A 21,224-nucleotide genomic window follows, 5' to 3' on the forward strand; every position below is an offset into this window, starting at 1 on the left:
GCCTGCGGTTTCGCGGCGGAAGGGTTCACGATGCAGAACAGGAACGGGTCCAGAAAGCTGAGCGGACATGCTCTGACGAATTTCATTGCGACCATCTCGGCCACGGGAGGGCTGCTGTTCGGGTACGATACCGGCATCATTTCTTCCGCCCTGCTTCAGCTTCGCAACCAGTTCCATCTGGATACGCTCGGCGCGGAAGTCGTCACATCTGCCATCATTCTGGGCGCATTGCTTGGCTGTCTCGGGGCGGGCGGTATTTCCGACCGGATCGGGCGCCGGCGGACGGTAATGATTGCGGCAGCCCTGTTCCTGGTCGGAACCGTGGTCGTCGCGTCCGCTCAAAGCGTGGCGGTTCTGATCATTGCCCGGCTGATCCTGGGTCTGGCCATCGGTGCGGCCTCGCAGATTGTGCCGATCTATATCGCGGAAATCTCGCCTCCCGAGCGCCGCGGCCGCCTTGTCGTCGGGTTTCAGTTGGCCGTGGTCTCCGGCATTACGGTTTCTTTCATTACCGGCTATCTCCTGCGGGATTTCAGCTGGCGTCTGATGTTTGGCATCGGGATGCTGCCTGCGCTCATTCTTTTCTTTGGCATGGCGTTTCTGCCTAACAGTCCGCGCTGGCTGGCCCTGAACGGGCAGACGGAAGAAGCCCGTGTGGTCCTGCGGCGTGTGCGCGTGTCTGATGAAGCCGCTGACCGTGAACTGGCCGAGATTGTCGAAAACCACGACGTGCAGGCGCCCTGGTCCGAACTGGCAAAGCCCTGGGTGCGTCCTGCGCTGACGGCGTCCGTGGGGATTGCGCTTCTGTGCCAGTTCACGGGCATCAATGCCGTCATGTATTACGCGCCGACGATCTTTGCCGATGCGGGGTTCGGACAGGATTCCGCCCTGCTGACCTCTGTGGCTGTCGGGTTCGGGATGGTGTTTGCGACCGTGTTTGGGGGCTGGGCCGTTGATATCTGGGGACGGCGCACATTGCTTCTGCGTCTGCTGCCGGGGGCTGTGGTGGCGCTCGCCGTGCTTGGGACGGCGTTCGCGATGCACCTGACCGGTGGTGTCGGGGCGTGGATCACGGTCGCGGCTGTGATGGCTTACACCATTTTCAACACGGGCAGTCTGTCGGTTGCGATCTGGCTGGTGGGGGCGGAGGTTTATCCGCTGTCCTGCCGTGGCAAGGGCATGAGCCTCGTTGCCGGAAGTCACTGGGGCGCGGATCTGATCATTTCCCTGACCACGCTGTCACTGGTGCAGATGCTGGGTGCAGGCTGGACGTTCTGGCTGTTTGCGGCCGTCAATGCCTTCGCGTTCTGGTTTGTGCTGCGTTACGTCCCCGAGACCAAGGGGCAGTCGCTTGAGGAGCTGGAGCGGCGCCTGCGGAACGGAACATTCGCGCCGGTGGATCGCGCGGCGGCCCGGGCCGAAGCCCGGGCCCAGTAACGCGGCTTCTTAAGGGCGACCGATCGAGCGGTAATCGAACCCGGCCTCACGCATGAGGTCGGGGCTCCAGATATTGCGCAGATCCGCGATGGCATTGCCACGCATGGCGCCGCGCAGCCGGGCAGGGTCGAGCGCGCGGAACATGTTCCATTCCGTCAGAACGACCACAACGTCCGCATCTTGGGCGGCGGCCAGCGCATCGTCGCAATAACGCACATTTTCCGGCAGGAGGGTGCGGGCCGCATCCATGCCTTCGGGATCGAAAACCTGAAGGGTAGCGCCGGCCTCATGCAGACGGGCTAGAATGGGCAGGGAGGCGGCCTCGCGCATGTCGTCCGTGTCGGGTTTGAACGTCAGGCCAAGGATGCCGACGGTCTTGCCTTCAAGGCTGCCACCGGCCTGAGCGATGATGCGTTCGGCCATGCCCGTTTTGCGGGCTTCATTAATGGCGACCGTAGCTTCCACGAGCTTTGTGGGTGCGCCAGCATCCTGTGCGATGGCGGTCAGGGCGCGGGTATCTTTGGGGAAGCAGGAGCCGCCATAGCCCGGGCCGGGGCTGAGGAAGCGGCTGCCGATCCGCTGGTCGAGGCCCATGCCGCGTGCGACGTCATGGATGTTGCCGCCGACTTTTTCGCACAGATCGGCCATCTCGTTGATGAAGGTGACCTTCATCGCCAGGAAGGCATTGGCGGCGTATTTGGTCAGTTCGGCCGTTTCCAGATCCGTCAGGACAATCGGGGCCTGAATGGCCAGCAGCGGGCGATAAAGCTGTTCAATCAGTCCCTGTGCCCGTGCGCCACCGTCCGGTCCTGAACGGTCAATGCCGACGATGACGCGGTCCGGACGCATGAAGTCAGCGATGGCATTGCCTTCGCGCAGGAATTCGGGATTGGAGGCCACATCGAAAGTCCGGTCCGGGCGGGTCTGACGCAGGATGCGCGCGACTTCACGGCCTGTGCCCACCGGCACTGTGGACTTCGTGACGACCAGCAGATCCGTTCTGGCGGCGCGGGCTATTTCTTCAGCCGCGGCATAGACATAGGTCAGGTCCGCATGCCCATCCCCACGTCGCGTGGGCGTTCCGACCGCGATGAAGACCGCGTCTGCGTCGCTCATGGCCGCATCGAGGTCGTTTCCGAACGTCAGGCGTCCGGCTTCGACATTGCTGGCAACGAGGGTGTCCAGTCCGGGTTCGTAGATGGGAATGCTGCCTGCGGTGAGGGCGGCAAGCTTTTTCGGGTCCCGTTCCACGATGGCGACATCGGCGCCGAACTCGGCGAAGCACGCACCCGAGACGAGACCGACATATCCGCCACCGACCATTGCAATACGCATATTGGGACCCTCTTCTTTACGGTCCGACGTGCATAGCCGGGGGCAGGATGGGGTGCAAATCGGCCTCAGCGCGTGGGGCGTGCACAGGCATTAGATGCCGCAAAGCCCTGCAGGACGGGCGGGAGGTTCGTGACCTCGTTTGAATCCGCGAGCATGGTCCGGCCTTCCTTGGACCATTTGGCCAGGGAAAGGATCGGGGCGTCGAAGCGGCCACTGACGCGGACGGGCACGTCCAGGGCGAAGAAGCTGGTGGAGAAGGGGCGGCTGGCGAAGACGATATCAAGCCATCTGCGGTTAAGGTCAAAATTCGCTTTGGCGGCGATCGTGCCGGCACCGGTCCGCAGACGGAGCGGCACGACCACACCGATGCCCTGATGCATCTGCAGGACGCCGAGCAGGCAGGTGATCGGGGTCACGCCCTTGGCGTGGCGGAACAGCAGGCGCAGATCCATCGAGGCGGCCTCGACGATCTCACGGGCGATCTCACCCTTTTCCATGCTGACTGCAGCCGTCAGGTCGGCACGGCTCATGGCTTCGTTGAGTGTGTGGACGTTGTTTGCACTGGCGGTGATGCGCAGGCTCAACGTGCCCTGAACGGGAACGGGCGCGAGACCTGCGACGCGTCGCAGGCGATCGATGTCGCCGTGGGTGAGGGCGACTTCGGCGGCGATGCGGGAGGACTTTCCATCGGCTTCGATATGGCCGTTGGCGCTCAGTGAGGCACCGACATAACCGAGACGCAGGACGGGGACGTCGATACGGTTGGGGATCTGGGCGGCCTGGATCTTCAGGTTTGCAAAATCGAGTTTGTTGTAGATCAGTTGTCTGGCGGCAAGATCGAAATGGACCAGCGGGTCCGGATCGGGTGGGGTCAGGAGCAGCAGGTCGGCATGGGTCGTGGACGGGCTCTTCTTGCTGCCTTTTGAGCCGGAAGGCGCGAGGATGGGCATCAGGCCGTTGATGTCGAGGCGACCAAAACCGATTTTGGCCGTGACGTCATCGGGTTTGCCGTGACTGCCTTCGACAAGCGTGAAGTCGCCGTCTTCCATCGTGCTGGTCTGGATGGTGCCGTTCGCCTTTCGGAAATGCCAGTCATCGCCGGAATGGCTGAAATCGCCGGACAGCGTCAGTTTGACGGGGGCATGGTCACCCTTCATGCCGGCGACGCTGAACAGCGTGTCGGATGTGGGCGTGGTGACGGTGGTATGGCCTTCCACGCCGTCGAAATCCATCGGGTCTGTCAGAGTGCCCGTAAAGTCCGAGGTCATGTCGCCGGACGTGACATGGGCCTTGGTGCCGTAAGGGCGTTGAGGCGTTTTGCGGAGCTCGCGGATGGGCTCCATTTCGGCGGAAATGTTTACGGATGTGCCATTATAGGCGCCTGCGAGCGTCATGGTGAACGGGCTGGTGTCGCTGATTGAGGCGAGTTCAACTTTTTCGAGCGTGGCCGTGTAGGACGCCCCATTGGCCGAGCGGTAGGTGACGTCGCTGTCGAGAATTGTGGCGTTGCGCAGGCCCGGAGCGTCGTGCAGATCTGGCGCAGCGTTGGCTTTGGCGCGTTCTTCGGGAGAGAGCGGGGGGCGTGGTTCGTTCTGATGGGGGCCGAAACGCCAGTTGGGCAGATGCGCCGGCGTGCGCTCGAACAGGCCCGAGAACTTCGAGATGACGACATTGCGGGCTTCGGGCGGACCCCAGATCAGGGAGGTCAGGCGGACCTGCGCGCCGAGATGGCCGAGCGTGATCATCTGCGGGCGCGTGCCGCTGGCGATATTGGCGATGGAGACGTCATCGGCCTCGATCGTCAGCCAGGTTCCGGGATGAACATGCAGGGCGCCGATATGGACGGGGCGGTCGAGCTTCTTTTCCAGCTTCGCGGTGGCGAAGGCGGCGAGGTCCTTGTGGTCGATCCAGATCCATCCTGCGCCGAACAGGGCCAGAAGAAGAACGGTGAGGGACAGGATGGAAACCAGAAACCAGCGCAGCAAGAGACAGTCTTTCAGGAAGCCTTCAGTGTGGCCGGACAATACCGGCATGATTCATAAAAGGAAACTCCGCCAGAAAGACTGGAGCCGGGTGAAAGGAACGACAGAAAGACTTCTGGTAGAAGAGCCTCTGTCACTTCCGGTTTTTGGTCGGAAAGGCTTTGTTACTGGAAGGTATTCCTGAATTTTTCGACGGCATGCAGGGCGCAGGCTTCGTCCTTGTCTCCACCCGGCGCGCCGGACACGCCCAGTCCGCCAAGGATGGCGTGGTTGCTTGTGCGGCGCAGGGTGACGCCACCGGGGACGAAAAGGACTTCGGGGATTGTGTTCAGGGCACCGTTTGCGGGGCCTGTGACGCCTGCGGCGATCAGTTCGCTGGTCGTATTCTTGTTGAAGGCCAGACCGTAGGAATAGGCCGTATAGGCCTTGCGGTAGGAGACAGAGAGCGATTGCAGGGGGACGGTGTCGCCCTTGATGACGGCCTGTTCATGGCCGGTCGTGTCCACGACGGTGGCGGTGACGGAATAGCCCTGTGCGGCGCAGATGCGGACGGCTTCGGAGGCCAGGGCAGTGGCGGTGGACCAGTCGAGTTTCTGGCTGGTGATGATGTGCGACTGCGAAACGGACTGGGCGCGGGCAGTCATGCTGGAGAACGCAAAGGCACCTGTGGCCATCGCGACGAACAGGAAGGAGCGGGGATTTTGACGCATCAGCCGGTTCTTTCGTTGTGGAACAGAAAGAATGCTGTCTGCGAGGCGTGAGCCGCAATCGGGAATGCGGGTGCGCACGCAATGGTGTTGGAAATGAGAGGTCTCTCCTGAACCGGAGTTCAGGAGAGGGTGGTTGTGTTGTTTAGAAAGCGGCCTGGATACGGGCTGCAATCGAGTTGCCGGTGCGGCCGGCCGTGTTGGTGGCCTGGTTGCTGCGGGACACGATGAAGCGGCTGTAGTCCAGCATCAGGCGGAAGTGACGGTTCGGGTACCAGTTCAGGCCGCCGGTCCAGACGGTCTGCTGACCGCCGCGGATGACGTTCTTGGCGTTGGCGTCGTTAAGGTTGCTGTTGAGGTCGATGACGCTGTAATGGCCGACGACTTCAAGTGCACCCCACTGGTTGAGGGCCGGGTTGAACTCTTCGGAAGCCTTTACACCCGGAGCGCCGAACGCGCCTTCCTTGATGTTGTACATGCGCGGGTTGCCGAACAGGGTGTAGGCGGCGGAGCCGTACCAGCCCTGGAAGCTGGCGGATTTCAGGCCCGGAGCCGAGCGCTGGACGCCAACGTGATAGTACTCGCCCTTGACGATCAGGCGACGCCAGCGAAGTCCCAGTTCCGGACCGGCGGCCCAGACTTGTGCGGCGTTGCTGATACCACCCGTGGCAGCCAGATTGGCTTCACCGATGTCGAACTCAGGACGCTGTCCGAAGGACGTCGAACGGGTGCAGTGATTGGGGTCGGTGCCTGTATTACATGCGACCTTGAAGGCGGAGATCGCCGAGGCGCCGATATGCAGGTCCACGTCCTTGGTGACGACCGGACGGCCGGCGACACGCAGGGTGGCACCGGTCTGGCTGTCGACCGTGGAGCCGCTGCCGCCACCGTAATAGGTGGAGCTCATGTCAGAGGCGTTGCGATGGCCCCATTCCTGACCCGTGAAATAACCGGCGACCCACCAGCGCTTCTCGTAATGCAGGCCACCGACGCTGAAGCGGGCATCGCCTGCGGCGATGTTACGCACCATATCGGTGATGCTCGGACGCTCGAGCGTGAAGAAGTCGTTGGAGCTTTCGGAGTCTTCCTCGGTCACGCGCGGCTGGAAGTAACCGACGGTCAGGACCGTATTGTGCAGACCGGTGTAGTTCAGGTTGCCTTCATAGAGGCCGACATAACCGTCGTTATGGTTGGCGCCGAAATCGGGCGTGACGGCTGCGACCCAGTTCTTGTAGCGGAACATGAACGGAATACGCAGGCGGCGCTGGTTGGACGTGAAGCCGTTGAAGGCACCGCGTGTCTCACCGGCGCGCGGTCCGGAATTGAAGAAGCCGCCGAAGTCTTCATGATAGGCGAGGCCGATCGACAGGGCGTAGGCGCCGTCGGAGGACTGGATCGTCGGGCGACCGCCCGGGAAGCCGACCTTGATGCCGCCGACCGTGACTTCCTCGTCCTGCGCGGTGGCGCGCTGGAAGTCGGACCAGGAGGATACGTCTGCGCGGTCTGACGGCGGACGGCCATCATCCGCACCCGGCTTGGCCTGACGGACGCTGATCAGGGGTTGGGCTGCCTGACGAGGCTGGCCGATATAGCGGCCGCGCTGGGCGTAAGGATTGTTTTCGGCTTCTTCCCGCTGACGGGCCAGAACGGCGCGGGCGCGTTTGACTTCCTCGGCATGCTCTTTCTTCATTGTAGAGAGCTGTGCCTGCATGGCCTGGATCTGCCGTTCCATGATCTGCATCTGGTCGGCGGCGCGGGCATGGCCACAAAGAGGAAGAAGTGAAACCAGGGTCGTTGTGGCCAAGAGGGCCGTGGTCCGACGAAAAGAAAAAACCATTGCTGCGGTGCGTCCTTCTGGGGAGGGCGTGTGTTCCGCAGTTCAGGTATCTGATTCGTATTTTGAAATAATGGGAAGGTTTCATGACGGGAACATGACAGTTCCATGACAGTCCAGGCTGGAGGCGCGGGAAACTGCGGATTCCAGATTGTGTATGTCAGTTTTGTTGCGACAGCCGGGTGTGCTGGCGTTTTGCAAAAGCAGGGGTGTGACATTTTGGCACTGCCCGATGTCTGAACCGTGTCATGAAACTATCACGCATGGCCTACTGTTTCTGTTTTCTGGTCGGCGTTACTAAGGGCGCAGTTTTCACGCCCCATAAGGGATTCCCATGATCAAGAGCAGAGCTCCGCTATTCGGTCTTCTTGTTGCCACGGCCCTTGGCACTGCTGCCATGACCCCGTTCGTGTCGTCGGCACAGGCTGCGGACATCACTGGCGCAGGCTCCAGTTTCGCGGCACCGATCTATGGTGCGTGGGGCACGGCGGCCAAGAGTCAGGCCGGTATTGCCGTGAACTACCAGAGCGTGGGCTCCAGCGCCGGTCAGGATCAGGTCATTGCCCGCACGGTTGATTTCGGTGCGTCCGACAAGCCGATGAGCGGCGACCGTCTGGCCAAGGAAAAGCTGTATCAGTTCCCGACCGTCATGAGCGGCATCGTGGTCGTGGCAAACGTGCCGGGAGTTGCTCCGGGACAGCTCCGTCTCGATGGCCCGACGCTGGCCGGTCTGTATGACGGCGAGATCACGACCTGGGATGACGACCGCATCAAGGCCTTGAACCCGGGTCTGAAGCTGCCGGACACGGATGTCGCACCGATCCACCGTGCCGATGGTTCGGGTACGAGCTTCGTCTTCACGTCCTATCTGTCGCAGGTTTCCCCGACCTGGAAGCAGAAGCTCGGCGCCGGTACATCCATCGCATGGCCGGGCGGTTCGGGCGCGCGTGGCAATGACGGCATCGCCGCCATGGTGCGCCAGACGGAAGGTGGCGTGGGTTACGTCGAGTATTCCTATGCCGCGCAGAACCATCTCAACATCGCCAAGATGAAGAACCACAGCGGTGCGTTCGTCGAGCCGACTCTGGCCAGCTTCACAGAAGCTGCAAAGGCCGCTGACTGGACCCATGCCGATCACTATGCAGTGAACCTGCTGGATACGGATGGCGCGTCTTCCTGGCCGATCGTGACGGCGACGTTCGTTCTGGTGCCGGTCGACGCCGCCCAGAAGGAGTCCGGCAAGGCCGTTCGTGACTTCTTTACGTGGGGTTTCCAGCATGGCGACGCGGATAATGCCCGCCTCGACTATGTCGGTCTTCCGCAGAACGTGAAGACGGACATTCTGGCCAACTGGCCGAAGTAAGGTCTGCGTTCCTGTCCGAAGTCACTGGCCAGACCTGAATTCGGGGCTGGTCAGTCTGGGCAAAAAGGCGTTGAGTATGGAAACGGGCTTCTCCAGCAGGGGAAGCCCGTTTTCGGTTTTCTGATAGTCCAGTCATGGTGCCTGCGTGTCCGCTTCGTCACTTTCCGAACAGACGTCCCCGCCGGGGATGAATGCCCTGACCCGTGTGCTGATCGGCGTGATCTTCATTCTGGGACCCGTTTCGACAGATATGTATCTGCCGGCATTTCCGGCGCTGGAGCATGATCTGGGGCATGGGGCCGGATCGGCGCAGCTGACGCTGACGGCCTGGCTGGCAGGGCTGGCGATCGGACAGTTCACTTTGGGACCGCTCTGTGACCGCTATGGGCGCAAGCTGCCGCTGCTATGCGGGCTGGTGGTATATGCGGCGGCATCCGTTGGGCTGGCTCTGACGAACAGCTTTCACATGTTCTGTGTGCTGCGTTTCGTGGCCGCGTTGGGCGGAGCGATCAGCTCGGTTGCACCGCGTGCCATGGTGCGCGACGTGGCGACGGGGGCGGCGGGTGTAAAGCTCATGTCGCAGCTGATGCTGATTTTCGGACTGGGGCCTCTGCTGGCACCGTCGATCGGGAGCTTCCTGCTGGATCTTGGGAACTGGCGGCTGATTTTCTGGGCGAATGTGGCGTTCGGGCTTGTGATGTTCTTTGGGACGCTCTGTCTGCTGCCCGAGACGCTGCCGATGGAGCGGCGCTTTGCCCTGCCGGTCAGCGGGATGGTGGCGCGTTACCGGGATCTGTTGCGGGAGCCGCTATTCTGTTCGGCGGTGATGGTCGTGAGCTTCGGGACGTTCACGATGTTTGCCTATCTGTCGAACGCGCCGGCACTGTTTGAGGGCATCCTGCATTTCTCGCCGCATCTGTTCGCCATTTTCTTCGGGCTGAACGGCGTGGGCTTCATTCTTGGCTCGCAGATCAATGCGCGGCTGGCCAACCGGTTCCTGTTCACGCGAGTGATGGAGTTCGGGATGCTGGCGGTGCTGGTGTTCTGTGTTCTGGCTGTTCTGGTCTGTCTGGCGGGCTTTGCGGGACCGAAGGATCCGTGGATCCTGTGCACGCTGATCTGGTGCACGACATTCTCGCTGGGCTTCATCGGACCGAATGCGGGCATTCTGGCACTGACGCATCATGGGCATCAGGCGGGCGCGGCTTCGGCATTGATGGGAACGATGAACTGGACGATCGCCGGTCTGGCGGGCGTCATGATGTCGTTTCTGCCGACGCATTGGGTCGGGTCGACATCGGTCGGGATGTTGGTTGGGATCAGTTTCTGCTGGCTGTGCGATCTGTGGCGCCGCCGGCTGGACCCGGACTCCTATCTCTCGGTCCGTCACTGAACGCGAGACGCGTCAGCCGGAAACGATCAGGAGCGGGACGCCCGGCACGATGGCCGGGCTTGTCCCGAGATGACTGTGATCAGCTCTCGGAAACGCGGTCGGAAGCGACCGTAGCGATCATCAGGGCGCCGATCATCGGAACGAAGGCAACCATCGAGAACTGTGCGAGCAGGCTGGTGGGAAGGCCGATCAGGTGGATCAGGGTCATGGACGTCATTTGGAAAATCTCCGTGTGGTTCTGTTTGCCGTCTTGCGGCGTGCAGCGGGAGAAACTCCAGAATCGGGGTCCAAAGCAATAAATACAGATGCAGGGTCAGCCCTGCATTCCGTGCATAAATGCATTTTAAACTTTCGCCTTCTTTGCGGAGACGCTGTTTTTGTTTCCGGAAGGAGACAATTTCGCTTTTGTTGAAGTAAAGCGGGATAAGCTTGCAGATCAGCATTTCTTTCGGGAAAGAGTACCAATCCGGGTGGTTTTTGAAATAAAATTGCGTGGAAGGCTATTCCGCATCGAGGCTGAGGTCCGTGTCACGGCGCAGACCGTGCCAGCTCAGAAGAGTGTCGGCGAGGAAGAACATGAGCGATCCAACGGTGCAGGCGAGAGCTATGCCAAAAAGTGCAAGCAGCCATGCTGACGTCGAAGCGTCCCGGATCGAGCCGACAAACAGCGCCATGGCCGCGCCGCAGGTCGATGCGCCACCGATGGCGTTCAGGAGAATCGCAGCGTCGAGCACGAAGACGCGGCGGTGCAGGCGGGTCTGCTGGCTGCGGAGACGTTCGGGCGTGTTGAGCGGGTCGGCCGGAGCATCATCCGTAGCGGGTGTGCTGAGCTTTTTGCGGACGTCTTCGAGATGATCGGCAACGCGGGCCAGGCGTGTGTTGAAGACGTTGATGAGCGTGCCGATGCCCGAGAGCATGAAGACGGGAGTGAGCGCGACCTGGATCAGGTGGGCGGCGCTGTCGACGGGATCGGGATCGTAGGAAATCGGAAAAGCCATAGTGTCTTATACTGCATGATCCGGTTGCGGAAAGACGCAGGTTCCGGAAAAGGCGCCTCTGGCAAAAAGGGGGGCAGATGGAGTAGGGAAAGGCAGCCATTACAAGAGATGTCCCGGCCCTGATGCTGTTTCTCCGTCGCCTGTCCTGTCGTGTCGCCCTGCTCTGTGTGGGGATGGGGCTGTCTGTCCCGGCTGTGCGGGCGCAGGCCGTGCTGGAGACGCCGCCGCATTGCAGCGGAACAGCACTTCAAGCCGAGTTCGCCTGCCGGAGCTGGACCGAGGTGGCGCGGGATGTGAAGGCGGGAACGGATACTATCATCATTCCCGTGGGCGGGACCGAGCAGAGCGGCCCCTATATGGCGGTCGGCAAGCATAATGTGCGGGCGCAGGTTCTGGCCGACGCGATTGCGGTTCAGGCCGGGCATACGCTGGTGGCCCCTGTTGTGGCTTATGTGCCGGAGGGTTCGACGAGCCCGCGCACGTCTCACATGAAGTTTCCGGGCACGATTTCCGTGCCGCCGGCTGTGTTCGAAGGGCTGCTCAAGGGGGCTGCGGAGAGTTTCCGCGTTCAGGGCTTCAAGCGGATCGTGCTGCTGGGCGACCACGGCGGATACCAGTCTTTCATGGCGCAGGTGGCGCAGGAGCTGAACCGGGCCTGGAAAGGTCAGGCCGCCGTGCTTTACCTGCGCGATTACTATGAAGTTGTTCCCCACCAGTATGCCGATGCCCTGCGTGCGCAGGGACATGGGGCAGAGGTGGGGCTTCATGCGGAGCTGAGCGATACGTCGCTGATGCTGGCGGTTGATCCGTCGCTTGTGCGTCAGGATGCGTTGCGTACGGCTCCGAAACCGGGTGCGGCCGAGGGCGTCTATGGTGGCGATCCGCGGCGCGCATCGGCCGGGCTCGGCCGGATCGGCACGGACATGCAGATCCGGACCGCGGTTGCGGCAATCCAGTCTTTCCAAAGGAGCCATCCATGACATTCAAGACTCCTCTTCTGGTGGCGATGACGCTGCTGGGAGCTGCCGCGGCCCATGCGCAGGAATATTCCCCGAGCGCCCCGATGGTGCCGGTTCCGGCTGATGCCTCTGCTCCTGTTGCAGTCCCGGTTCCGGCCTCCGGCATCCAGACCATCCCGGGCATGCCGCCGGTGATCGATCCGAAGAATATTTATAGTGAGACGACGCCGTCCCACATCTCACCGGCGATTGCTCAGGACCCGGCGCGCGTCTATGTGCCGAACCTGCGCGGGGACAATGTGTCTGTCATTGATCCGGTGTCTTTTCAGGTTGTGGACACGTTCCGGGTGGGACATTCGCCGCAGCATGTGGTGCCATCCTGGGATCTGCGGATGCTGTGGGTGACGAATAACAGCGAAGGCCGTCCGGACGGGTCGCTCACGCCGATCAATCCGGCGACGGCCAAGCCGGGCCCGTCCATTGCCGTGGATGATCCGTACAACATGTATTTCACGCCGGACGGGAAATACGCGATTACGGTGGCCGAAGCGCACAAGCGTCTGGACTTCCGCGACCCGCATACGATGGAGCTGAAGGGCTCCGTCGAGACGCCGGAATGCAAGGGCGTCAATCACGCCGATTTCTCCATCGACGGCAAATACGCGATCTTCACCTGCGAGTTCGGCGGTTATGTCGCCAAGGTCGATACGGTGAACCTGAAGATGATCGGGATGCTGAAGCTGTCCAAGGGTGGCATGCCGCAGGACATTCTGACGGCGCCGGATGGTCACAAGTTCTATGTGGCGGACATGATGGCGGATGGCGTGTTCGTCGTGGACGGGGACTCCTTCACGGAGACCGGCTTCATCCCGACGGGTATCGGCACGCATGGCCTGTATCCGAGCCGTGACGGCAAGCTGATGTATGTCGCCAATCGTGGGTCACATCGCATCCATGGTCCGAAGCATGGTCCGGGTGGCGTGTCGATCATTGATTTCGCGACGGACAAGGTCATCAAGACCTGGATGATCCCTGGTGGCGGCAGCCCGGACATGGGCAATGTCAGCGCGGACGGCAAGCTGCTGTGGCTGTCGGGACGGTTTGATGATGTGGTCTATGCGATCGATACCGATACGGGTGCGATGCGCAAGATCCCGGTGGGTGCTGAGCCGCATGGCCTGACGGTCTGGCCGCAGCCGGGCCGCTACAGCGTCGGGCATACGGGGATTCTGCGGTAAGGTCTGTGGGATTGATGGATCAGGAAAGGGAGGCAGGCGTTCTGTCTCCCTTTTTTATTGGGTGCGGCTTTACAGGTAGTTGGGACGGCAGACGTCAAGGGTCTGTAGGGCGACCTCTCCGAACTCCTGATCGCTGGCAGTGATCGAGGCGTGGAAGACTTTTCCCTCGTTTTCGTTCGTATACCAGGCTGAATGACTTGCCCCTCTTCCTCTGGAAGCGGCAAACCGCACCTGATCTGTCTGTTCGCACTCCCATTTGACAAAGACCAGGGCCGACTTGGTCTGCGCATCGCGCCAGTCCTTGAAGCCGTATTTTTCCCGAACCCGGCCCCAGAATTCCATGTAGAGCGGGCCGGATTTCTTCTTTTCCGCATCAATCTTGTCTTGCGGAAGCGGGTAACCACCCCATTCCATGAAAAGATCACGGCTTGTCTCGAGGGCTCTCCGAAGATTTTCTCCAATCCATTCCGGCGTGGCGTCCTTGCGGTCAATGAAGGTTGACCATCCGGTGACTGAGAAGAAACTTCCTCCCCGGTTATCCATCGAGATCACCGCAACGTACTTCCGGGTCCGGATCAGGTGAGCATATCGTGTGATGCCGTTTGCTCCTGGAGCAATCATGCTTATCCTCCTGAAATCGGTGACTTTCCCGGTGGCAGAGATACGGCTGTCTGAACAGCTGCTCCGACCCTGCGTGCTTTACGGTCTGTTGGCGTTGGAGGATTTTCTGGAAAAAAAGCGATCGATCGCGGGGCCGATGAAATAGCCGATGATCCCGGTGATCAGGACGGAGGGCCAGGCCCAGCCGGCGTAATCCCTGAAGAAATCCTGATTTTCCAGATAGGTCATGACGGCGATGTCGATCAGGACGAGGGTCCACAATGTCGTGGACAGGAAGGGCTGGAGCCATGCGTGGCGGACGGTACGGGTCATGGGGCCTCTCCTTGTTACGAGATCGAGACGTGGAAGACGAAGATCATCCCGCAGATGAAGGCGCCAAGCAGGGGAAGCCAGCATGTGTGCAGATGGTTGTGGTCGTCCATGTAGGAATAGGCGAGCGCGAGCGCGACATAGACATGCGCGAACACGAGGCCGAGGACCATGCCGATGAAGCGCTTTTTCAGGACCCGCTCTTCCTGACGGTTCTTCTCGGCCAGTGCGGCCGGATCGGGGCGGACCATTGGCGTGGCGCCGGGGTCAGTCGCAGGGGTGGTTTTCTGATCGGGGGCGGACGAATCTGATGAGACCAGGACAAGAGACATCACTGGATTCCTTGGCATGATCCTCGCCGATTGGCGGGCGATGCGGGGCCGCAGGAAGGTCGGGCCGGGAAATCGTCTGCGGGAACCGGGAGGAGGGTTCTCGATAATGTGGGGGACAGAATGAGCCCCCGGGCCGGTTAATGCAAGACTTTATTTAATTCATTAACAATTATGGACATGGCGACAGGTGACCGGCCTTCACTGAAGGCCGGTCATAAAGTCATTCCGGAGTGCTGGTTTCAGGTTTGTCATTGTCCTGAACCGGCTGCTCCGGCTTTGCGGCGGCCGGGGGCGCGTCGTTGGCCGGGGTTGGCAGATTGATGTCCGCGGCGATGCGCATGGCATTGCCGGGCGGCGTCGTGAAGTAGGACGTGCCAGTGTAGAACTTGATGTTCGCGGCCGCGAGAAGATTGGTGATGCGGCGGTAGAATTCGCGTTTGACCTTCCATTTCATCATCGGAGTCGTGCGGAAGCTGCCGAGCAGGGTGGCGCCGCCGCTGTCGCTGTTGTCTACGCCCAGATCGTTATAGTCCGACAGGATCATGGGACCGAAAACCGGGTCGTCGCGCATCTCTTTGAGCGTCTTGGCCATGATGGCCGTCACGCGCGGCAGGTCTTCGGAGAGGTCGAGCTGCTGCTTGACGATGACCTGGTTGTAGCCCCGAGCGGTGTTGGCGATCGAGGAGACGGACGAGAACGGGATGATGTGAAGATCGCCGTTGATGTCGCGGACCTTCACCGTTCGGATCGAAAGGTTCTCCACCGTCCCCGAGACGCCGCCGGTTGTCACCCAGTCACCGACCTGGATGGCATCTTCCACGAGCATGAAGAAGCCCGTGATGAAGTCCTTGACCAGACTCTGCGAACCGAAGGCGATGGCGGCACCCATGATGCCTGCACCGGTGAGCAGCGGGGTGACGTTGATGCCGATCTGCGAGAGTGTCGTAACTGCGACGATGATGATGATGATCGCCAGCAGGACGGTGCGGATGATGGGCAGGACCGTGCGCAGGCGGGTTGCGCGCGACATCTGGTCCGACTTCTCGAAACGGGTGAGCTGCTGGCCGAGAAAGGCGTTGATGATTTCCCAGATCGTCACGGCCACACTGAGGGCGACCAGCATTGTCAGGACGGCGTCCATCAGGTGACGGCCGACGGCGTTGTGCACGAAGAAGCCGAATGTGGGCAGGCCCCAGGCTTCTGTCATGGCGATCAGGGTCAGGAACAGGAGGACGCCTGTCAGGATCCTGCGGGCGAAGGGATAGTAGCGGTCGGCGCGCTTCTGGAGGTCGGGGAAGCGCTCGGTCAGGGTTGGATTAATCCGGAAGAAACGGTCCTGCAGTCCGTAGGCCAGAACCGCCACGAGCCGGGAAGCGACCAGAATGCCGATGGTGATGCCGGTAGTATCAAGAATCCAGCGATAGCCGCCGGGCAGGTGCGCGGCCCAGACGATCCACAGCGATATGTCGAGGAACATGGCCGGGACCCACCACAGCCGGGTGAGGGCCACGAGGAACGTCCACATCGCGGTATCAGGCACGGCGCGGGGTTGCAGGGCGCGGCTGACGAGATGACGGATGCGCCAGATGAAGACGGCGATCAGGATGTGTTCGATCAGGACCACGCCGCGGATCATCGCATCCGTGCCGCGCGGTGACAGGTTGAACTGGCCACCCAGTGTGGAGAGGCAGAAGATGATGGCGGGAGCGGCGACGAGTACGTTCCACCAGCGGGTCAGCAGGAAGGCTGTGGCATCCGTGGCGGGCAGGAGACGGATGGTGGGGGAACGTGGCGCGAAGCCGGTTTCGACAAACAGATACAGGCAGCGGGCAGCGGCGTAGCAGTTGGCCAGCGTCATGATGACATTGTCGGTCTTCTCATTCCAGGGGAAGACCAGAATGGCGAGATAGGCCACGGCCAGAAAGGCGAGGACTGGGACGGCCTTCAGCGCGAAATGTCCCAGCGCGTAGGGTACGCGGGCGAGGAAACGCAGGGTTTCGACCTGTCGCCGCTGGTCGGCGGCACGGGTCTGGCTGGAGCCATCGACGATGGGTTCCTGCGGTGTGTCTTCTTCGGTCGCAACTGCGCTGCGCTGTTCGCGGTTCTCGGCATTCTGCGTGAGTTGCCGGAGCGGCTTGCGGAGGCTGAGAGCGACAACCCGTTCCAGGGCGATGCCGCACAGCATGACGATGAGGCCGCCTCCGAAGGCGTGCAGGATCGTGGTGCGGCTGTCCGCCGAGGCGAGCATCCTGTGGGCCCAGTGTCCGACGATCGCAAGGTCGCTGAACAGTCCGAGAAAATTATGCAGGTAACCGAAAGCCTGAAGGCGGATGCTGCTCAGACCGGTATGGATGTCGGGCGGGACTTCGGCGACCGGTTTGGCGGGCACGGCTTTTGCAGGGGCCGCTTTGGGGGCAGCTGCAACCGGAGCTGCTGGTGCCGGTGTTGTGGCGGGTGCCTCGACCTGAAGTCCGCGGGCCATCAGGGAGAGAGTATGGGTAAAGGACTCCCGCTCCTTGGGGTTGTTCAGGACGTTGAGGAGCTGCTGCGCTTCCTGCTTGTTGAGGGGAGCGTCCGTCGTGGTCGTGGTGCTGTCAGCCGCCATGGCGGGCGCCAGAGACGTCAGAAGACTGAGGGCCAGAAAGAGAAGGATACCGGGGAGGGACCGTCCGGTCCGTGGCGCGGAGAATGAAGCGGGATCGGGACGGGGTATCAACGGCATCGGTCTGGAGAGTCCTTCAGAGTACGCGTTCTGGAGTGGGGTTTGTGACATGCACAGGGCACAGTTTGTTGACGCAAACATGGCACAAGGCGGCGGCCCTGTCCTGCCCTCTTCACGTGGGCGGCCTATTCGGATGTGGAGGCCTCGTGCTGTGCGAGCCGGTCGAGCGCATCGGCGTTGCGGATGGCCCAGTGATAGAGAAGCTCGACGGGTTCCACGAAGGTCTGCCCGAGTTCCGTCAGGCTGTAATCCACATGGGGTGGCATGATCTGCCGGACATTGCGGCGGATGAGGCCCTGCGATTCAAGATCACGAAGCGTCTGGGTCATCATTTTTTTCGACAGGTCGGGGATGCTGCGCTGGAGCTTTCCGGGGCGGGCCGTACCGCCCAGAAGATGCAGCGTGTGCAGGATCATGGTGGTCCATTTGCCGCTGAAAAGCCTCAAAATCCGGCGCGGCGCACAGTCTTCGGCGAAAGGTGCCTGACGGTAGTGATCGGGCAGCGGCGATGTCATGGAGTGGGAACCTTCTGGTCACCAGGACACGAAAAGGTGCCGTCTGGTGGAATTGGGGATGTCGTATCAGATGTGGAGCAGACCCCGTTTTCTGCAAAGGAAAAATCCCATGACCTCTTCTGTTCCTGCTGTGACACCGAGCCGGACCGCCCTGGTGGTCGGGGCGACGGGTATTGTTGGCCAGAATCTTGCGGCGCGTCTCGTGGCCGAGGGCTGGACGGTGCATGGTCTGGCGCGCCGACCACGCCATGATGTGGCGGGTGTGCTGCCGGTGGCGGCTGATCTGCTGGATCTGTCGTCGCTTGCGGAGGCGCTGAAAGATCTGCGACCGAGCCATGCCTTCTTCTGCTCCTGGATGCGTCAGGCGACCGAGGAGGAGAACTGCCGCGTCAATGCGGCAATGGTGCGTAATCTGTTCGCGGCGTTGCCGGAGCCGGGGCTTCTGGTTCACGCAGCGTTGACAACCGGCATGAAGCATTATCTCGGCCCGTTCGAGGCCTATGCGTCGGGAGAGCCGCCCGTGACGCCATTCCGGGAAGAAGTGCCCCGGTTGGATCTGCGGAACTTCTATTACGATCAGGAAGACGCGCTGTACGAAGCAGCCGAGCGCCATGGCTTTTCGTGGAGCGTGCATCGTCCGCATACGGTGATCGGTTATGCGGTCGGTAATGCGATGAACATGGGCAGCACGCTGGCGGTTTATGCGACGATCTGCCGTGAGACCGGGCGGCCGTTCGTGTTTCCGGGATCGCCGGTGCAGTGGGATGGGCTGACCGATCTGACGGATGCGCGGCAACTGGCGCGACAGCTGCTCTGGGCGTCCACGTCTGCGGCGGGGCGTAACGAGGCGTTCAATATCGTGAACGGTGATCTGGTGCGCTGGAAATGGCTCTGGCCGCGCCTGGCGGAATGGTTCGGGATCGAGGCGGCACCCTATCCGGGGCATGAGACCTCGCTTGAGGAAAGCTTGTCTGGTGATGCGGAGCTCTGGGAGCAGATTGCCGTGAAATATGGTCTGACGGAGAGCCGGATCGGGCGATTGGCCTCGGCCTGGCATACGGATGCGGATCTGGGGCGGCCGGTCGAATGTGTGACGGATATGAGCAAGAGCCGCCGCGCCGGGTTTTTGGATTACCAGTACACGCCGGACTCTTTCACCGATCTGTTCACCCGTCTGCGGGCGGAACGACTGATCCCGTAACGGGCGGTTCTCAGGGCTTTTGCGGTTTGGCTACCGTAAAGGTCCTGTTTTCCGCTTCAGTCAGTGATATGGTTGCGGCTCTGTCCTGATTGTTGGAATGAGCCTGCCTTGCATCGAGTATTCAGTGTGTCCGCCCTGCTTCTGGCAGGGTTTCTTGGTCTGGGGTCTGCGTCCGCGCTGGCGGCAGAGAGTGCGCCTGTCACGTCCGCGAACGATAGCGCGACGCTTGTCACGGATCGCGATGCGGTCGGGCCGGACCAGCATCTGCGTGTCGGGCTGCGGCTTCAGCTCAAGCCGGGCTGGCATACCTACTGGATCAATCCGGGCGATGCCGGGGATACGCCGACGCTGGATGTGACCGCTGATGGCGGGGCGACGGGCAAGGGCGGTCCGATCCACTGGCCGGTGCCGGTGCGGATCAGTGAGGGCGGCCTCATGTCCTACGCCTATGTCAATGAGGCGACGCTGCCGGAGGATTTGGTTCTCAAGGGTTCAAGTGGCACGACGCTTCATGCGCATGGGGAGTGGCTTGTCTGTGCGCAGGTCTGCATTCCCGAAAGTGGTGATTTCACGCTGACGCTGCCAGCTTCGGCGCAGGATGCTCCGGAAGGGGCGCAGGCGGCCCTGTTCCACAAGGCAGATGCGGCCATGCCGGTGACATCCCCGTTTGCGGCCAGTGTGTCTGCCGATGGTGTTCTGACGCTTTCGGGTAAGGGGCTGTCTGCAGCGTCCGTGTCGCAGGCGTGGTTCCTGCCGCAGGATGGGGGGGTGATCGATCAGGTCGCGGACCAGAAGCTGCATGTGTCAGACGGGCAGCTGACGCTGGGGCTGAAGTTCCTGAAATCGGCGCATCGGGATAAGCCGCTTGTGGGTGTTGTCGTGCTCAAGGATGCGGCGGGGCAGGAAAGTCCCTTGCAGATTGAGGCGCGTCCGGTTGGAGGAGCGGCTTCTGCGCCTGCGCCTGTGCAGGCGGATCAGGCATCGGGTGCGGAGGTACCGACGGGAGCGGGATGGCTTCGGGTTCTGCTGTTTGCCTTTGTGGGCGGACTGATCCTGAACCTGATGCCCTGCGTGTTTCCGGTTCTGGCGATGAAGGCGCTGTCTCTGGCGAAAATGGGCGGTGCCGGACGGGGCATGCAGCTTCAGAGTGCGCTGTTCTATACGATCGGGGTGATGGGGGCGTTTGCGGCTCTGGGCATCGTCATGATCGGATTGCGTCTGGCCGGCTCTGCGGCCGGATGGGGCTTTCAGTTCCAGTCGCCGGGATTTGTGGTCGGGGTCTGCTGGCTGCTGTTCCTGATGGGCCTGAATCTGCTGGGCGTGTTTGAAGTCAGCGCCGGGCGTCTGGGACAGGTGCAGACCGGAGGTGGTCGCGGTGGTGACATGATGACGGGCCTGCTGGCGGTCATTGTGGCGACGCCCTGCACGGCGCCGTTCATGGGTGTGGCGATTGCGGGCGCACTGGGCGGACCGCCGGTGATGGGCGTTCTGGTGTTCCTGGCGATGGGGCTGGGACTGGCGTTTCCGTATATTCTGGTGGCGGGGGTTCCGGGCGTGGCGTCGCGGATGCCGAAGCCGGGAGCCTGGATGGGGATTCTCAAACAGGTTCTGGCGTTTCCGCTGTTTGCGACCTGTGTGTGGTTGCTCTGGGTCGCGGCGATCCAGCGGGGCGTGACGTTCGTGGCGCTGACGGCCGGGGGCGTTGTGCTGCTCGGCTTTGCGGGCTGGATCTACGGCGTCGGACAGCGGCGTTCGATGCTGGAAGGGGGGCGTGGGACAGTGGCGTTCTGCCGTGTTGTGGCAGCCCTATGCGTCGTGGTTTGCGGTGCGGCGCTGGCGCAGGGATTGCGGGCCGCGCCTGCTCCCGTGGCAGCCGGGGCAGTGGAAGCGGGTGTCGAACCGTTCTCCGAAGCGCGTCTGGCGGAGCTTCGGGCGCAGGGAAAGCCGGTGTTCATCGACATGACGGCATCCTGGTGCATTACCTGCATGGTCAATGAGCGTGTGGCGCTGGATGTGCCGTCCGTTCAGGAGGCTTTCCGGTCCCGCGGGATCGTGTTCCTCAAGGGGGACTGGACGAACCGCAATGCCGCGATTGCTGCGTTCCTCAAGGCCCACGGGCGCGATGGCGTGCCGTTCTATATGTATTACGCGCCGCATCAGGAGGGCGTCGTTCTGCCGCAGATCCTGACGCCGGGCATCGTGACCTCGACGATCGGGAAATAAGCGCACCGCTTTTCTGAGTTTTGAAAACCCTGTTCCCGGGCCGGGAGCAAGGTTT

The 21,224-nt window shown here is 61.8% G+C and carries 18 protein-coding genes; 7 read left to right on the forward strand and 11 right to left on the reverse strand.

The window, feature by feature from the left end; all coding sequences use genetic code 11:
• The first annotated feature begins 30 nt into the window (after positions 1-30).
• Complete coding sequence (locus GRO01_RS08600; RefSeq protein ID WP_062510956.1) at positions 31-1,437, forward strand: sugar porter family MFS transporter; 1,407 nt, start codon at positions 31-33, stop codon at positions 1,435-1,437.
• Positions 1,438-1,446: 9 nt separating this feature from the next.
• On the opposite strand, the gene GRO01_RS08605 is transcribed toward GRO01_RS08600, so the two are convergent.
• The 4 genes from GRO01_RS08605 to GRO01_RS08620 all read right to left on the reverse strand — a co-directional run bounded on the left by GRO01_RS08605 (position 1,447) and on the right by GRO01_RS08620 (position 7,298).
• Positions 1,447-2,772 (reverse strand): UDP-glucose dehydrogenase family protein, encoded by a 1,326-nt coding sequence (locus tag GRO01_RS08605; RefSeq protein ID WP_174787423.1) that lies wholly within the window; start codon positions 2,770-2,772, stop codon positions 1,447-1,449.
• Positions 2,773-2,837: 65 nt separating this feature from the next.
• Positions 2,838-4,805: an AsmA family protein gene (locus tag GRO01_RS08610; protein ID WP_174787424.1), complete on the reverse strand. Its 1,968-nt coding sequence runs from the start codon at positions 4,803-4,805 to the stop codon at positions 2,838-2,840.
• 113 nt (positions 4,806-4,918) lie between these two features.
• A complete protein-coding gene (locus GRO01_RS08615; protein WP_371857405.1) occupies positions 4,919-5,398 on the reverse strand; it encodes a GlcG/HbpS family heme-binding protein in 480 nt (159 codons plus the stop codon).
• A 208-nt stretch (positions 5,399-5,606) separates the two neighbouring features.
• Positions 5,607-7,298: a porin gene (locus GRO01_RS08620; protein WP_062510959.1), complete on the reverse strand. Its 1,692-nt coding sequence runs from the start codon at positions 7,296-7,298 to the stop codon at positions 5,607-5,609.
• 331 nt (positions 7,299-7,629) lie between these two features.
• Here GRO01_RS08620 and pstS point away from each other — a divergent pair, with 331 nt between their 5' ends.
• Together pstS and GRO01_RS08630 are read left to right on the forward strand one after the other, a co-directional pair.
• Positions 7,630-8,658 (forward strand): phosphate ABC transporter substrate-binding protein PstS, encoded by a 1,029-nt coding sequence (gene pstS, locus GRO01_RS08625; RefSeq protein ID WP_062510961.1) that lies wholly within the window; start codon positions 7,630-7,632, stop codon positions 8,656-8,658.
• Positions 8,659-8,803: 145 nt separating this feature from the next.
• Positions 8,804-10,051, forward strand: coding sequence for a multidrug effflux MFS transporter (locus GRO01_RS08630; protein WP_062510963.1), 1,248 nt, complete (start codon positions 8,804-8,806; stop codon positions 10,049-10,051).
• Between the two features lie 79 nt (positions 10,052-10,130).
• Here GRO01_RS08630 and GRO01_RS13320 read toward each other — a convergent pair whose 3' ends face one another.
• Positions 10,131-10,268 carry a hypothetical protein gene (locus GRO01_RS13320; RefSeq protein ID WP_153429664.1) on the reverse strand — a complete coding sequence of 46 codons (138 nt, stop codon included), beginning with the start codon at positions 10,266-10,268 and terminating at the stop codon, positions 10,131-10,133.
• Between the two features lie 283 nt (positions 10,269-10,551).
• Positions 10,552-11,049 carry a DUF2721 domain-containing protein gene (locus tag GRO01_RS08635; protein ID WP_062510965.1) on the reverse strand — a complete coding sequence of 166 codons (498 nt, stop codon included), beginning with the start codon at positions 11,047-11,049 and terminating at the stop codon, positions 10,552-10,554.
• A 173-nt stretch (positions 11,050-11,222) separates the two neighbouring features.
• Between GRO01_RS08635 and GRO01_RS08640 the strand changes: the two genes are divergently transcribed.
• The gene (locus tag GRO01_RS08640; RefSeq protein ID WP_371857406.1) at positions 11,223-12,029 is read left to right on the forward strand and encodes a creatininase family protein; all 807 of its coding nucleotides are present in this window, start codon (positions 11,223-11,225) and stop codon (positions 12,027-12,029) included.
• Complete coding sequence (locus GRO01_RS08645; RefSeq protein WP_062510970.1) at positions 12,026-13,246, forward strand: YncE family protein; 1,221 nt, start codon at positions 12,026-12,028, stop codon at positions 13,244-13,246. Before GRO01_RS08640 ends, GRO01_RS08645 begins: the two co-directional genes overlap by 4 nt.
• 69 nt (positions 13,247-13,315) lie before the next feature.
• On the opposite strand, the gene GRO01_RS08650 is transcribed toward GRO01_RS08645, so the two are convergent.
• The 5 genes from GRO01_RS08650 to GRO01_RS08670 all read right to left on the reverse strand — a co-directional run bounded on the left by GRO01_RS08650 (position 13,316) and on the right by GRO01_RS08670 (position 17,745).
• Positions 13,316-13,867: a hypothetical protein gene (locus tag GRO01_RS08650; protein WP_062510972.1), complete on the reverse strand. Its 552-nt coding sequence runs from the start codon at positions 13,865-13,867 to the stop codon at positions 13,316-13,318.
• Positions 13,868-13,945: 78 nt separating this feature from the next.
• Positions 13,946-14,179 (reverse strand): hypothetical protein, encoded by a 234-nt coding sequence (locus GRO01_RS08655; protein WP_062510974.1) that lies wholly within the window; start codon positions 14,177-14,179, stop codon positions 13,946-13,948.
• Between the two features lie 14 nt (positions 14,180-14,193).
• A complete protein-coding gene (locus GRO01_RS08660) occupies positions 14,194-14,508 on the reverse strand; it encodes a hypothetical protein (protein ID WP_062510976.1) in 315 nt (104 codons plus the stop codon).
• 220 nt (positions 14,509-14,728) lie between these two features.
• Entirely contained in the window at positions 14,729-17,230 is a 2,502-nt protein-coding gene (locus GRO01_RS08665) for a mechanosensitive ion channel family protein (RefSeq protein WP_062510978.1), read from the reverse strand.
• A gap of 125 nt (positions 17,231-17,355) precedes the next feature.
• Complete coding sequence (locus GRO01_RS08670; protein WP_041111452.1) at positions 17,356-17,745, reverse strand: winged helix-turn-helix transcriptional regulator; 390 nt, start codon at positions 17,743-17,745, stop codon at positions 17,356-17,358.
• A gap of 109 nt (positions 17,746-17,854) precedes the next feature.
• Between GRO01_RS08670 and GRO01_RS08675 the strand changes: the two genes are divergently transcribed.
• Both GRO01_RS08675 and GRO01_RS08680 read left to right on the forward strand, forming a co-directional pair.
• Entirely contained in the window at positions 17,855-18,946 is a 1,092-nt protein-coding gene (locus GRO01_RS08675; RefSeq protein WP_062510980.1) for an SDR family oxidoreductase, read from the forward strand.
• 108 nt (positions 18,947-19,054) lie between these two features.
• A complete protein-coding gene (locus tag GRO01_RS08680) occupies positions 19,055-21,169 on the forward strand; it encodes a protein-disulfide reductase DsbD family protein (protein ID WP_371857394.1) in 2,115 nt (704 codons plus the stop codon).
• Positions 21,170-21,224 lie beyond the last annotated feature (55 nt).

Origin of the sequence: Gluconobacter roseus NBRC 3990 (assembly GCF_006538885.1) — a bacterium.
GTDB lineage: Bacteria > Pseudomonadota > Alphaproteobacteria > Acetobacterales > Acetobacteraceae > Gluconobacter > Gluconobacter roseus.